We start from the raw sequence: 12,043 nt of genomic DNA on the forward strand, positions 1-12,043 counted from the left end.
AGCATTAGGCTTGGTCCTCGTCAGGGCGTGGGCGGTCTTCCGCGTCATCGGTCTCATTGTTTGGCTCGGCCCGATCTTTCTCGGTCGGTACAGCCTGCACGCCTTGCGCGGGCGATCCCGGCCGGCGGAAGTCGAGGCCCAGCGCGCGCTCGCGTTCCCGCTCTGCGGCAATCTCCCGATCCACCTGTTCGGCGTCATAGCCGCGTTCAGCGATGGCCTGAGTGCGAGATTTCAGTCCCGCCTCGATCTGGGCGATCTCGGCATTGGCGTCTTTCAGCGGATCGACCCAGTCCCATTTCGTCGGCAGCCAGTCGGCGGCCAGCATGCGCGGGCGATCCGCCTCATAGCCGGGCAGGGACAGCGCGCCGGAGAGCACGGCAAGATCGAGCCACCGTGCATAGACCGGGCGGCAAAGCTGATAGACCATCACTGAGTGCTGCCATGCCGAAACTCGACGGCGGAACTCGATCAGCGCCAGGCGCGAGTTCGAGAAGTTCCCCTTCACCATGTCATTGGCGAGATATGGATAGGGGATGCCCAGCGCGGCCGAGATTTGCAGCAGCGTCCGGTACTGGAACGGCTCATAGGTCGCACCGCTGTCGGCAGGCTGGCCGACGGTCACATCCTCGCCGGCATCCAGCCGGACGATCTGGCCCGGGCTGATCTCGACGCCTGCGGGCATCTCCTCGTCGTCCAAGGGGGCGAGCGGGTTCTCTGGGGCGGGTGAGGTCACGAACATCGCGTACATCGCGGCGACCTTCTTCCGGTCGAGCTCGGCGTCATCGTACTGATCAAGCAGGAAGAGCTTCACGATCGCCGGGGCCAGTTTCGAGACGCCGCGCAGCTGGCCGCCTTCCACCGGGTCGATGACGTGGATCACCTCCGAGGCGGGCACTCGGACAATTTCTCCAGACAGTCCAGGATCGGTGCTGTCGCCCGGATGACGGCGGAAGAAGTGATAGGCGACGCGTCGTCCAATCCGGTCGAACTCAATCCCCTGCCGGATGGCATTGCCGTTGCGCGCCACGCCGGTCTCATGGAGCGGCAGCATTTCCGAGGGTAACATCTGGAGTTGGAGGGGGACCGTGAGGCCGTCCTCCACGCGCCGTGGGCGGATCCGCACGAATACTTCACCGGCCAAGAATACCTCGCGCGCGGCGCGGCGTTGTAGACCGTAGAAGTCTGTCAGCCCTTCGGCGTCGGCCTCATCGGTCCAGGCGAGCCAGAGCCGCTGCAGCTCTTCTTTCCGGGCGGCATCGGCCAGCTTCGAGATCGGCTTGATCCCGTCACCCACGGTATTCGCCGCCCAGCTTTCGACTGCATTCACGGCATAGCCGTTGTTCCGCACCAGCCAGCGGGCACGGGCAGTGATGTCAGGCCCCGAGGCCGCGATCAGGGCATTCACATGAGCCCGCGTCGCCTGGAATCCGCGCAGGCGTCGGTGGTGCTGGCCTGCATCGAAGCCTCCGATAAACGCCCCAAGGCGCTGCCGCCAGTTCATCACAGATCCTTCACGGCAAAGGGGCGGAGCACGCGCCCAGCGCCGCGTTCGAGTTTCGCAATGCGCCGTTCGATATCACCGATAGCTGCGGCGAGCTCGGCGTCGGTGCCGTAATTCACCGTCTTGCCGTCATAGCTCACAGACCGTGTGCCGCTGTAGCGCGCGGCCAAGAGCGCGCTTTGGCGGAGTTTCAGCTCGTCGAGGGTCATTCATCATTCCATGTATTTGGGCGTGCTGATCTTCCAGCCGCGCCGCCGGGGCGATGCGATCCGCCCTGCCTGACGTTCGGTCGATTTCTCGGGCTCGGCCGTTTGCGAGGTGACAGCGGTTTCGATACCGGCCTGCTTCTCCAGCTGTCGCCACATCCTTTCGTCGAAGCGGTCGGCGCCGAGGATCCACGCGGCGGCCCGCGCATAGACCCGTGTGTCCAGCGCTTCGTTCCTCTCGCGCATCTTCTGCCATTCCTGACGGGCGTAGCCGCGCCGGTCGCGGATCGTCACCAACTGCTCAGCCACGAGCTGCTTGAGCCATTCGCTGTCCGCCCAGTCGGGCAGGTGGATCATGCCCGCTGGATTGGGCGCGCCCAGCGCGCGATCATCATCCGATGGCCGTTCGATCCGCAGATACCGATAGGTCTCCGCCTTGAACGTGGCGGTTGCCACGGTCCAGAGCCGCGCCCCGCGCTTCAGCTTCCGTCCGTTCACGGTCGCGTCGACAAAGGTCGGGCCCGACACCGGCGTCGCGCGGTTGAACCCTTCGAGACCTTTGACGGGCGCGACCTGCGATATCCCCTGCGGCCGCGCCCAGGCGTAGACCGCGGCGGTTTCATACCCGGTGTCGATGGCCAGCTTGGCAAGCGGCATCACCGCGCCGTTCTCATGCACCCAGGTTTGACCGAGCAACTCTGTCAGTGCTTGCCAGCAGGCCGGATCACCAGGACCGCCCGGAAGCACGATGTGATCGACGAGCCAGCTTTCGAGGCCGCGGCCCCAAGCCCAGACATCGACCTCGATACGGTCCTTTTGTACGTCGGCCCCGGCAGTCAGGAACAGACCACCCATGGGAACCTGCGCCGCATAGGCCTCGCGTCGATCTGCCAGCCGCTGCCATTCTGGCGCATCGCCACTTTCAACCCATGTCTCGCCCAGAAGCGTGTTGCGCGCTGCGCGCAGCATCTCGTCCGAGCCCTGCGCCGCCAGCCAGTCGCGTGCGATCTGCTCCCAGCTTTTCCAGCCGATCGGCGAATAGAGCGCCGGGAGGTGAAAGCCGATCGCGTTTGGATCCGCGCTGATCGCTGTCGCCCGCCATTCCCCTTGCACCAGCATCCACGTCTTGTGGTGCTCGGCGATCGGGCGCTCGCAGCCCTCGCAGGCATAGGCCGCGGTTTCCGGCCGGCCTTTGTCCCAGCGGAGCCGCTCGAACTGCAGCCATTGCTTATGGCCGCAATGCGGGCAGGGCACGAAATACCGCCGCTGGTCACTGGCCTCGAACTCTCGCTCGATGCGAGAGAGCCCCCGGATGGTCGGGGTGGATACCATGAACACTTTACGCCGATGCGCAAAGGTGGTGGTGCGCGCTTCGGCCAGCGTGACCGGATCACCTTCTTCGTCTGCCGAGGCTGGATAAGCATCGACCTCGTCCAGAAACACATAGCGCGCGGGCATCGAGCGCAGGCCGGTCGCGCTGTTCGCTCCCGTCAGCACCAGAATGCCGCCGGGAAACTCCTTCGACAGCATCGAGTTTCCGGCATCCCGCGAGCGCGCTGGCTGCACGCGTTCTTTCAGCGCAGGGCTGTCTTCAATCAGCGGATCGATCCGCCCGCGCGAGGTGCGCTTGGCCATCTCCACGGTGGGCAGCACTGCGAGCATGGGACCGGGCGCATGATGGATCACAAAGCCGATCCAGTTGTTGCCGGCTTCAGTTGCGCCGACCTGCGCGGCTTTCATGAACGAAATCCGCTGCGCCGGATGGCTTGGTGACAGCGCCTCCATGCTTTCGCGCAGGTAGGGCGCGCGCGCCGTGCGATACCGCCCCGGTTCGGCTGCCGCCCGCGATGAGAGCCAACGCTGCGCGTCGGCCCATTCCGACACCGTGAGATCGGCATCAGGCCGCATCCCGCGCCGCCAGGCGCGCAGGACGTCCTCGGCCCCGTCGAAGCCGAGATTGAGCCCCTCGGTCAGATCGTTGTCGGTCAGGCTGTGTGCATTGTCTCCTTCATGCAATCGAGACCCGGAGGTCTGCGAGGGCGTCGAGCTGCTCTCGGACATGGGTTTCCAGCACCCTCTGCAGGATCGCAGTCTCGATCGTCACGGGCACCCCCGATGCCTTCTCCATCTCTGCGGATAATTGCGCGGCCATGAGGGCCGCGACGCGGGTGGGCCAGGTGACCCAAGTGTCGCGCTCCTGGCGCGCGAGGCGGAACACCAGCGTCTCGGCGCGCGCGCGGTCGACCAGCACGCCCTTCTTTTTCTGGATGGCCAGTTGGCGTTCTTGCGCCTGGTAAACCGTCAGCGCGGTCCGGGCTTTCAGATAGGACGTACTGTCGCTGGGACCGGAGACGGCACCTTCGCCGACGCTGCCCCGCGATCGCATCTGCTGGTCTGGATCAGTCATCGCGCCCCGACGCGCATCAGATGCTGCGGCGTTGATCGACCCGTCGGCAAAGAGCACCAGCCGACCGTTCTTTCGCGCTTTCTGCACCGCGCCCCGAGAGAGGCCGGAAGCTTCGGCATAGGCACGCTCGGACATACCTTCCATGGCGCTGAGATGATCCTCAATACATTGAAATTAAACAGAAATGAGCCGCTTATTCAGTTGATTACACTCCCGGATCGAGCGATTCATGGTCTCAGAAAGCGGGTGCATCGCACCCCGCACACAAGGATCGGAGAGAGCCATGCGCGCACAGGAGAAGATGGGGCACAGCTCGATGAGCGAAGGGTGGCGGGACCACACCAGCCCCGCGCAAGAGCGGGTGAACTGGGTGATGGACGAAGTGATGTCGGGGCGGATGAGCGAAGCCGACGGGATGGTCGAGATGGCCAAGGCCCACGAGATGATGCGCGAGGAAGCTCGCGCGCGCACCACCCACCCCGAACACCGCTGGGAGGACTGACCATGGCACGCCGCAAGCCCGCCGATCCCAACGCCGCCCGCGATGCCCTGCTACTGGAGATCGCCGAGCGCCACCTTTTCCTTGAAACCCTCGAGACCCAGAATTGGGACCGGCTCGATTTCCACGAACACGCCGTCTGGGCCGTGCGTTCGGCGCTGGAGGCTGCCTTTGAGGCTGGACGCCGCGCAGGCCCAGCCAACACCCAACCCTGAAAGGACACGCACATGACCGCCATCACCACCATCCGCATCGACCACGCCGCGCTGCCGGAGCATCTCGACCGCTCGCGCCCCGACGCCGTCGCCGAGATCATCGAGGCCGAGCTGCGCGATGCGGGGATCACCGCCGAAGCCTCCGACGTGATCTCGCACATCAAGATCGAACTGCCGACCAACCAGCTCGCCGCTGCCAGCACCATGCTGGCGAGCCTCCAGCTGATCTGAGGGGGCGACCATGAGCACGCGTGCACAGATCGCGATCCAGATCGGACCCGAGGAATGGGCCCATGTGTACTGTCACTACGACGGATACCCCTCGCACATGCTGACTGCGCTGGCCCCTTGGGCGCCCGAGGACATCCACGCCGCCCGCGAAATCCGGCAGGTCCGCGCCGACGAAATCGAGGCCTTCGCGACGCCTCGTGACCCGGTGATCTTGCCGCGCCCGACTTGCCAGTCCTGCCATCTCTACGTCTGGCAGGACGGCACATGGAGCGAACTCGATCCCGAAACCCACGCTCCCGAAGGATCAGTACAATGACCCTGCCTTCCCTGAACTGCTTGTCCGAGGGCGAAATCCTCGCAGATATCGCCCGCCGCGAATACGCGATCGGCTTTGATCTGCGCTTCTGTCGCAGTGTGGCGATCAGCCCCGACGACCGCGGCACCGAAACCTGCGACCCGACGGACGCCGAATTCGCAACGCTCTACGCGCTGACCGATCTGGGCGAGGCCATTGCCATCCACGACGTCGATCTGACCAGTGCCGGGGCCGACGAGGTCGCGGCTGTCGCCCGCGCGATTTTTGTCTCCATCGTCAACGCCCGCCGCGACCCACCTGATGCTGCCCAGCGCCATGACGCGGAACAGTCCGCGCTGACCCATCCGGATCGCATCGATTGATTGCCGCTGAGAGGATTATAAAGCACTGATATTGCTCAGATTTGCCTACGATAATCGGCGGGGCGGAGCGAATGTCATCGCACGGAAACGATGCAAATCACCAGAGAGAGCCACCGCCATGACCGACGCCACCGCCAAATTGATCGCCGACTTCCGCACCGCCGCTGAAGAGATCGAAGCCCGCCTCGCGCCCAGCGCCTGCGCCACGATCGCCTCGCACAACTGGATCGTTATCGACGACTTCGGACCCCTGACCTTCACCCTCACGCCTGAAGGCGGCAAGCACCGCGCCACCTGCACGGGCCATGGCCGCGCGCACAAGGTCAACCGCTTCACCAAAACAGACGCCGAGCATCTCGCCCGCGCTTGCAACGCCCGCGCCGCCTTCTGGGCCGACGCGGCGCTCGAAGAGGCCGCGGCGCTGCGGAGCCACATCGCGACGCTTGAAGCCTTCAGCGCCGCTTGATCGCAAACGGGCGGGGCCCAGCGCCCCGCCAGCCCCCATCACAAGGATCTCCACCATGACCACGCATCCTATCCTCCCCAGCCGCAAGGAGGATTTCGGCTTCTTCCGCACCCTGACTGTCTGCCCAGAGCGCGACCGCCGCAGCGCAGAGGTCTGGATGCTTGCCTCGCGCCTGATTGCCGAGGCCATAGGCGCCAGCAGCGAGGACGAGATGATCGGCATCCGCGACTTCCTCGACAGCCGCATCGGTCGGCATTTCGCCGACGATGTCGTCGGCAACATGACCGGCTGTAACATCGCGCTCGAGGCTGCCATCACCTCCGCGATCCGCCGCTGGCAGGCCTGGCGCATCGATCACAAGACCGAACGTGAGCACGGCATCCCTGCTGGGCTGCCTTACCTAACCGGTTGGGTGCAGCACTTCGCGGTCGCCGCTGCGATGGCCGAGAGCGAGTGACCCATCCCCGACACCCCATCAAGACAGGAGACCAAAATGCCCAAACTCACCGATACGCAGTCCATCATCCTCAGCCGGGCTGCCACGCGCCCGAGCAATCTGGCAATGCCGCTGCCCGAAGGACTGGCTGGCGCTGCCGCCAAGATGGCAGTGACGAAGATGATCGAGCGCGGCTGGCTCGAGGAGGTCGAAGCCAACCTGCGCCGGGGTGAGCCCCTCTGGCGTGAGACTGGCGATGGCCACGGCACCACCCTGATCGCCACCGAAGCTGGCCTTGCCGCCATCGGCATCGAGCCCGTCGTCGCGACGACCATGACCAATGTGCGTAAGGCAAAGCTGGAGGTGGTCTCGGCGCCGCAGGATTCCCCCGAAACACCGGCGGATCCTGCCACGCCCAAGCCCGTTTCCATCCGCACTGGGACCAAGCAGGCGACAATCATCGCGCTCTTGCAGCGACCTGAAGGTGCATCCATCAACGAGATCGTTGAGGTGACTGGTTGGGCGCAGCATAGCGCTCGCGGCATGATCTCTGGCGGCCTGAAGAAGAAGCTCGGCTTTGATGTGGCCACGACGTCAGACGAGCAGCGTGGACGCATTTATCACATTCGAGGATCAATATGAGGGGCCCGGCCCTCTGATCCTTTCTACATGTTGATCCAGCCTTGCGAATCGAAACCTGACGGCGGACAAGGTGTTGAGGTTGACCGCCTGTCGACCTGCCTGATTTGCGGGCCTGCTCGCTGCAAATCTGCCTCAACTCAGGACCAGCTTTGGCTGGTCCTTTTTTATTTGCGATCGAACCGCGTGAACAGTCTGCGCAGGGCGTAGCTGCGGATCAACGAGACCGCGGTGAATACCAAGCCCAGCGCCAGGTTGTCGCCAAGGCTCGCATGCAAACCGAACCACGGGAACACCAGCATCTGCGTTACCACCGCCAAGGCGTAGCCCACCGCGACATTGGTGATGGCTTCGATTAGCGACATGCGGCGCGATTGGCTCACATGATCGGTCCTGTTATCTGAAATTCCTCTCGGATGACCCTTGCAGTCTCGGTCGCCTGCAGGTCATTGCGCACGCGTTCTGCAATCCTGCCGATATTCACGACAATCTGTGCGTTCTCGCTTGGCGCGATCAGGGCTTCAACGCCCTCGCCTTGGCGCAGGAACTGGCACGAGGTGTCTTCGGCGAGGTGATGCCCACTCAGGCTCACCAGCCAGATCACGCCGTCGCAGTCATCCGGCGTTTTGATGGCGTCCCGCAAAAACGGCGACAGGTGGTTTTGCACCAAACCGAATGCGATGGCAGGATCAAACCCGATCTTGCGCAAGTCCTGTGCTGCAGCAACCGCCACCACGTCTCGCCAACTATACCAGCGGTCCTTGCCGGGTTTTGGCTTGTATTCCGGTCGAAACCCGCAGCGCGCGATGGCCTGGTTCAGGTCTCCGCGCGTGATGGGAATGATACGTACAAGGTCGGCGTTTCGCCAGATCGGGACATCGATGATCATTGCTGCTTTGTCTCCTTGCCAATGGTGGTCTCGTTGCGATTGTCCAACTGCGCCTTACGCCCCGTCGCCATCTCCCAGCGCCGCACGGCGACGTCGCAGTAGACGGGATCCAGTTCCACTGCACAGCAGCGCCGCCCGGTGCGCTCAGTTGCGATCAGCTGGGTGCCAGAGCCGCAGAAGGGCTCGAACACCAGCTCGCCCGGATCGGTGAAGGCCTCGAGCACCGCCTCGACCAGCGCCACAGGGAACACGGCCGGGTGCGATCCGGCGGCGCCCAAGCCTCCCTTGTGGCGCATGATCCGGAATACAGAGTCGGGGATGCGATGGCTCTGGATCGCGTTGCCGTAACCGGTCTTGCGATGGACCGTGCCGTCAGCCCCGCGCAATCCCCCGCCGCCGAGGGTCTCGCCTGCGTGCTTGCTCTCGACCGTCTTGTTCGGCTTCCGCGGCTGGCGGTTGAAGTGGAAGATGAACTCGTGCGAGGGCGCGAGGCGGCCGTTCCAATCGCCGGGCAGGCCGGGCCCCTGGTCCCACACATACCAGCCGAAGCGCCGCCAGCCCTGTGTGCGCATCCAGTCCACCCAGCCTTCCCAATAGGGGATCCATTCGCCGTCGCGATGGACGAGGCCGAGGTTGACCAGCAACTGGGCATCGGCAGTGACGGCTGCCGCGGAAAAGACGCCTTGCATCAGCGCATCCCAATCGCCGACCTTTTCCTTCGCCGCGCCATAGTCGCGCTGCTGCGCATAGGGTGGCGAGGTGAACATGAGCGACGCCTGTGCCCCGTCCATCAGCCGTGCGACCATGGCCGGGTCGGTCGCATCGCCGCAGATCAGCCGGTGATGCCCGAGCCGCCAAATGTCGCCGGGGCGCGTAATCGGCTCGGTTGGGACCTCGGGGATGGTGTCGGCGGTGCCGTCGTCGATGGGCGCGCGGTCGTTGTCGGCATCGTGCAGCAGCGCGTCCAGTTCGTCCTCGTGGATGCCGATAAGTCCGAGGTCGAAATCCTCGGCCAGCAGCCCGCGCAGCTCCTCGACGAGCAGAGCGTCATCCCAGCCGCCCATCTCTGTCAACTTGTTGTCGGCGATACGGTAGGCGCGGCGCTGCGCCTCGGTCAGGTGGTCCAGCACGATGACTGGTGCCTCGGCCAGCCCGAGCTGCGCCGCGGCCAGGACGCGGCCATGGCCCGCGATCAACTCGCCGTCGGCGGCGACGAGGCAGGGAACGGTCCAGCCGAACTCGGCCATGCTGGCGGCGATCCTTGCCACCTGGTCGGCGTCGTGGGTCTTGGCGTTGCGGGCGTAGGGTTTGAGGCGATCCAGCGGCCAGAACGAAATCTGGCTCGGGCGCAGGTGCATGGTCATGCTGCCAGCCGCTTGGCCTTGAGTGCGGCGAAACTCTCGGCGGTTTCTGCCAGCATGGCCTCTTGGCCGGTGAAGGACTGCCAGCGCTCGATGGCGACATCGACATAGGCGGGATTCAACTCGACCCCAAGGCAGACACGGCCTGTGGTCTCCGCCGCGATCAGCGTGGTGCCGGACCCCATGAACGGTTCATAGACCGCCTGGCCGGGGCTGGAGTTGTTCAGGATCGGCCGACGCATGCATTCCACCGGCTTCTGGGTGCCGTGCACGGTGTCGGCGTCCTGATCCCGGTTGGCGATCTGCCACAGCGTCGTCTGCTTGCGGTCCCCCGCCCAGTGACCCTTGCCCTTGGCGCGCACCGCATACCAGCAGGGTTCGTGCTGCCAGTGGTAATCGCCGCGGCTCAGAACCAGGCGGTCCTTGGCCCAGATGATCTGCGACCGGATGGCGAAGCCTGCGGCAGTCAGGCTGTCGGCCACGGTCGCTGCATGCAGTGCGCCGTGCCAGATGTAGGCGACGTCGCCGGGGAACAGCGCCCATGCTTCGCGCCAGTCAGCGCGGTCGTCGTTCAGCACCTTGCCGGTGCGTTTCGTCTTGGCTGCGCCCGCCTGGTTGCGCCAGGAGGGGTCATATTCGACGCCATAGGGCGGGTCGGTCACCATCAGGAGCGGTCGCACGTCGCCCAGTAATCGCTCGACCACATCTGCCGCCGTGCTGTCGCCGCAGATCAGCCGATGCGCGCCAAGCTGCCACAGGTCGCCCGGCACCGATACCGGCGTGACCGGCAGCTCCGGAACATCGTCCTCGCCCTCGACCGGGCCATCGCCGCCCAGCGCCTCGGGATCCCGCAACAGCGCATCGAGATCATCGTCGCTGATGCCCAAGAGCGTCAGGTCAAAATCCTCGGCCAAGAGCCCCGCGATCTCGTCACGGAGTAGGGCTTCGTCCCATTCGCCGAGCTCCGTAAGCTTGTTGTCGGCGATCCGGTAGGCGCGGCGCTCGGCCTCGTCGAGATGATTGAGCCGGATCACCGGCACCTCGGTCAGCCCAAGCATGGTCGCGGCAAGCACTCGGCCATGGCCCGCGATCAGTTCACCGTCGTCGGCCACCATGCAGGGCACGGTCCAGCCGAACTTGGCCATGCTGGCGGCGATCTTCGCCACCTGGTCGTCGCCATGCATCTTGGCATTGCGTGCATAGGGGCGCAGCCGGGCAATCGGCCAGGTTTCGATCTGGCTCGGCGCGAAAACGAGGTCCATGAGGTGGCTTTCGCAGATGGTGCGGGGCGGCCAGGGACATGCCCCCGGCCAGCAGGACCGGCGGCCCATGGGATCCGCGATGTCGGGAAAACAAAAGCGCCCGCGAGGGTCATCCTCCGGGCGCAATTCTTCGATGGTTCTTTGTTACGTCAAGGGGGCTAGAAATGTCAACCATTTTTACACGTGGATTCAATGGCTTCTGGGCGCTCGCTGTGCGGGTGGCTTACGTGGCCACCGGCTTCCACCTTGTGGATTCCCTGTATTTCGGCTGGAATCCACCTTGACCACCAGAGCGATCTTGTAAGGGTTTGATATTGAGTCGGAATTTTCAGAACGGCCGAAGGAGTGGCTTCCAGGTGGCTTCCCCGGTGAAAACGCCAGTCGCTAGAAAACTTGCGCGCTAAGCCCCCCCGTATACGATCTGAGCCGGGGAGGAACCATGCCGAGGGGGGATTACAACAACATCCTGAACCTGTTCTGGTCAGCATCCGTGGATTTGATGATTTGGTACTCCATGCCGCTGGCCGCGGCGATCTGCTGCGCAAAGTCCTTCTTGGCTTGAACGACGGCATCATCAACCTGATGATCCCCCTTTACCTCCACAATGACATACTTCTCGGTACCATCTGGCTCCTCTCTCAAGAAGATGAAGTCAGGGTAGTAGCTCCGGACTGTTCGGCTTTCAGGGTCAATATATTGAACAAAGAAATCAGACTGGCCATGTGTCAGCATGCCAGTGAAGTAGATTTGCTTTACGCGTTTCTCTCGAAGAAGGTCCCAAAAGAGGCTTCTCTCAGAATTAGAGTCAAAGCAGTATGCATCAAGGTGAAAGCTCTTTTCTCTTTCACTGTCTTTGACGATGGAGTCGGACCTGCGAACAATCTTGTCCTTTGCCGCGGTAACCTCATAGTACCCACTTGATGGGATCTTTATGAGTTCCACTTCATGTTCTTCTGATTTGCTTTTTTCATCCAATTCGAAAACCTTGGCAAACAGGCGCGGTATTACCTCATCATAGAGCAGCTCGTTAAAATCGTTTACGATTTCAACAATCTTTGCACTGCCTTCCTTTGTTGTTTCCAGCAATTCATCTATGCTGACTGGCGATTGGTTCGTAAACATCCGCCGAGGGCCGTCTGGCTGTTTAGCGTGCTGAACGTTTATCGAGTGTCCTTATGGACGCACACGAAGACACCCGCCGTATTCAAGTTTTGTCGGTCTCTGATACCGGCCGCCGTCGCCGTTGGACGGAT

17 protein-coding genes are annotated in these 12,043 nt (G+C 63.5%); 8 read left to right on the forward strand and 9 right to left on the reverse strand.

What is annotated here, in order from left to right:
- Nucleotides 1–4: 4 nt before the first annotated feature.
- From JJ869_RS17870 to JJ869_RS17885, 4 genes are read right to left on the reverse strand one after another with little or no spacing between them, the layout of a single operon-like run.
- Nucleotides 5–1,501 (reverse strand): phage portal protein, encoded by a 1,497-nt coding sequence (locus JJ869_RS17870; protein ID WP_292269109.1) that lies wholly within the window; start codon nucleotides 1,499–1,501, stop codon nucleotides 5–7.
- On the reverse strand, nucleotides 1,501–1,710 hold the full coding sequence (locus JJ869_RS17875) for a hypothetical protein (protein WP_292269113.1): 210 nt from the start codon (nucleotides 1,708–1,710) through the stop codon (nucleotides 1,501–1,503). The genes JJ869_RS17870 and JJ869_RS17875 overlap by 1 nt, the downstream gene beginning before the upstream one ends.
- Nucleotides 1,711–1,713: 3 nt before the next feature.
- Nucleotides 1,714–3,768: a phage terminase large subunit family protein gene (locus JJ869_RS17880; protein ID WP_292269115.1), complete on the reverse strand. Its 2,055-nt coding sequence runs from the start codon at nucleotides 3,766–3,768 to the stop codon at nucleotides 1,714–1,716.
- Nucleotides 3,716–4,258 carry a hypothetical protein gene (locus JJ869_RS17885; protein WP_292269117.1) on the reverse strand — a complete coding sequence of 181 codons (543 nt, stop codon included), beginning with the start codon at nucleotides 4,256–4,258 and terminating at the stop codon, nucleotides 3,716–3,718. Before JJ869_RS17885 ends, JJ869_RS17880 begins: the two co-directional genes overlap by 53 nt.
- Before the next feature lie 139 nt (nucleotides 4,259–4,397).
- Here JJ869_RS17885 and JJ869_RS17890 point away from each other — a divergent pair, with 139 nt between their 5' ends.
- The 8 genes from JJ869_RS17890 to JJ869_RS17925 all read left to right on the forward strand — a co-directional run bounded on the left by JJ869_RS17890 (nucleotide 4,398) and on the right by JJ869_RS17925 (nucleotide 7,281).
- Complete coding sequence (locus tag JJ869_RS17890; protein ID WP_292269118.1) at nucleotides 4,398–4,616, forward strand: hypothetical protein; 219 nt, start codon at nucleotides 4,398–4,400, stop codon at nucleotides 4,614–4,616.
- Nucleotides 4,617–4,618: 2 nt separating this feature from the next.
- The gene (locus JJ869_RS17895; protein ID WP_292269121.1) at nucleotides 4,619–4,828 is read left to right on the forward strand and encodes a hypothetical protein; all 210 of its coding nucleotides are present in this window, start codon (nucleotides 4,619–4,621) and stop codon (nucleotides 4,826–4,828) included.
- Nucleotides 4,829–4,840: 12 nt separating this feature from the next.
- Nucleotides 4,841–5,059, forward strand: coding sequence for a hypothetical protein (locus JJ869_RS17900; protein WP_292269123.1), 219 nt, complete (start codon nucleotides 4,841–4,843; stop codon nucleotides 5,057–5,059).
- 10 nt (nucleotides 5,060–5,069) lie between these two features.
- On the forward strand, nucleotides 5,070–5,375 hold the full coding sequence (locus tag JJ869_RS17905) for a hypothetical protein (RefSeq protein WP_292269126.1): 306 nt from the start codon (nucleotides 5,070–5,072) through the stop codon (nucleotides 5,373–5,375).
- Nucleotides 5,372–5,737 (forward strand): hypothetical protein, encoded by a 366-nt coding sequence (locus JJ869_RS17910; RefSeq protein WP_292269128.1) that lies wholly within the window; start codon nucleotides 5,372–5,374, stop codon nucleotides 5,735–5,737. The genes JJ869_RS17905 and JJ869_RS17910 overlap by 4 nt, the downstream gene beginning before the upstream one ends.
- Before the next feature lie 118 nt (nucleotides 5,738–5,855).
- Nucleotides 5,856–6,203 carry a hypothetical protein gene (locus tag JJ869_RS17915; protein WP_292269131.1) on the forward strand — a complete coding sequence of 116 codons (348 nt, stop codon included), beginning with the start codon at nucleotides 5,856–5,858 and terminating at the stop codon, nucleotides 6,201–6,203.
- A 55-nt stretch (nucleotides 6,204–6,258) separates the two neighbouring features.
- The gene (locus JJ869_RS17920; protein ID WP_292269133.1) at nucleotides 6,259–6,660 is read left to right on the forward strand and encodes a hypothetical protein; all 402 of its coding nucleotides are present in this window, start codon (nucleotides 6,259–6,261) and stop codon (nucleotides 6,658–6,660) included.
- Between the two features lie 36 nt (nucleotides 6,661–6,696).
- Complete coding sequence (locus tag JJ869_RS17925; protein ID WP_292269135.1) at nucleotides 6,697–7,281, forward strand: DUF3489 domain-containing protein; 585 nt, start codon at nucleotides 6,697–6,699, stop codon at nucleotides 7,279–7,281.
- Between the two features lie 164 nt (nucleotides 7,282–7,445).
- On the opposite strand, the gene JJ869_RS17930 is transcribed toward JJ869_RS17925, so the two are convergent.
- From JJ869_RS17930 to JJ869_RS17950, 5 genes are all read right to left on the reverse strand, one after another.
- On the reverse strand, nucleotides 7,446–7,661 hold the full coding sequence (locus JJ869_RS17930; RefSeq protein WP_292269137.1) for a hypothetical protein: 216 nt from the start codon (nucleotides 7,659–7,661) through the stop codon (nucleotides 7,446–7,448).
- On the reverse strand, nucleotides 7,658–8,167 hold the full coding sequence (locus JJ869_RS17935; RefSeq protein ID WP_292269140.1) for a hypothetical protein: 510 nt from the start codon (nucleotides 8,165–8,167) through the stop codon (nucleotides 7,658–7,660). The genes JJ869_RS17930 and JJ869_RS17935 overlap by 4 nt, the downstream gene beginning before the upstream one ends.
- The gene (locus JJ869_RS17940) at nucleotides 8,164–9,531 is read right to left on the reverse strand and encodes a site-specific DNA-methyltransferase (protein WP_292269142.1); all 1,368 of its coding nucleotides are present in this window, start codon (nucleotides 9,529–9,531) and stop codon (nucleotides 8,164–8,166) included. The genes JJ869_RS17935 and JJ869_RS17940 overlap by 4 nt, the downstream gene beginning before the upstream one ends.
- The gene (locus tag JJ869_RS17945; RefSeq protein WP_292269144.1) at nucleotides 9,528–10,790 is read right to left on the reverse strand and encodes a site-specific DNA-methyltransferase; all 1,263 of its coding nucleotides are present in this window, start codon (nucleotides 10,788–10,790) and stop codon (nucleotides 9,528–9,530) included. Before JJ869_RS17945 ends, JJ869_RS17940 begins: the two co-directional genes overlap by 4 nt.
- A 453-nt stretch (nucleotides 10,791–11,243) precedes the next feature.
- Nucleotides 11,244–11,912 carry a TnsA endonuclease N-terminal domain-containing protein gene (locus JJ869_RS17950; protein WP_292269146.1) on the reverse strand — a complete coding sequence of 223 codons (669 nt, stop codon included), beginning with the start codon at nucleotides 11,910–11,912 and terminating at the stop codon, nucleotides 11,244–11,246.
- Between the last annotated feature and the right edge of the window lie 131 nt (nucleotides 11,913–12,043).

The organism is Marivita sp. (assembly GCF_017643905.1).
In the GTDB taxonomy this organism is placed as follows: domain Bacteria; phylum Pseudomonadota; class Alphaproteobacteria; order Rhodobacterales; family Rhodobacteraceae; genus Marivita.

Bases quoted from the DNA above. Each gene is read 5' to 3' on its own strand.
- JJ869_RS17870 (WP_292269109.1), bottom strand. From the start codon at position 1,501: ATGAACTGGCGGCAGCGCCTTGGGGCGTTTATCGGAGGCTTCGATGCA.
- JJ869_RS17875 (WP_292269113.1), bottom strand. From the start codon at position 1,710: ATGACCCTCGACGAGCTGAAACTCCGCCAAAGCGCGCTCTTGGCCGCG.
- JJ869_RS17880 (WP_292269115.1), bottom strand. From the start codon at position 3,768: ATGTCCGAGAGCAGCTCGACGCCCTCGCAGACCTCCGGGTCTCGATTG.
- JJ869_RS17885 (WP_292269117.1), bottom strand. From the start codon at position 4,258: ATGGAAGGTATGTCCGAGCGTGCCTATGCCGAAGCTTCCGGCCTCTCT.
- JJ869_RS17890 (WP_292269118.1), top strand. From the start codon at position 4,398: ATGCGCGCACAGGAGAAGATGGGGCACAGCTCGATGAGCGAAGGGTGG.
- JJ869_RS17895 (WP_292269121.1), top strand. From the start codon at position 4,619: ATGGCACGCCGCAAGCCCGCCGATCCCAACGCCGCCCGCGATGCCCTG.
- JJ869_RS17900 (WP_292269123.1), top strand. From the start codon at position 4,841: ATGACCGCCATCACCACCATCCGCATCGACCACGCCGCGCTGCCGGAG.
- JJ869_RS17905 (WP_292269126.1), top strand. From the start codon at position 5,070: ATGAGCACGCGTGCACAGATCGCGATCCAGATCGGACCCGAGGAATGG.
- JJ869_RS17910 (WP_292269128.1), top strand. From the start codon at position 5,372: ATGACCCTGCCTTCCCTGAACTGCTTGTCCGAGGGCGAAATCCTCGCA.
- JJ869_RS17915 (WP_292269131.1), top strand. From the start codon at position 5,856: ATGACCGACGCCACCGCCAAATTGATCGCCGACTTCCGCACCGCCGCT.
- JJ869_RS17920 (WP_292269133.1), top strand. From the start codon at position 6,259: ATGACCACGCATCCTATCCTCCCCAGCCGCAAGGAGGATTTCGGCTTC.
- JJ869_RS17925 (WP_292269135.1), top strand. From the start codon at position 6,697: ATGCCCAAACTCACCGATACGCAGTCCATCATCCTCAGCCGGGCTGCC.
- JJ869_RS17935 (WP_292269140.1), bottom strand. From the start codon at position 8,167: ATGATCATCGATGTCCCGATCTGGCGAAACGCCGACCTTGTACGTATC.
- JJ869_RS17940 (WP_292269142.1), bottom strand. From the start codon at position 9,531: ATGACCATGCACCTGCGCCCGAGCCAGATTTCGTTCTGGCCGCTGGAT.
- JJ869_RS17945 (WP_292269144.1), bottom strand. From the start codon at position 10,790: ATGGACCTCGTTTTCGCGCCGAGCCAGATCGAAACCTGGCCGATTGCC.
- JJ869_RS17950 (WP_292269146.1), bottom strand. From the start codon at position 11,912: ATGTTTACGAACCAATCGCCAGTCAGCATAGATGAATTGCTGGAAACA.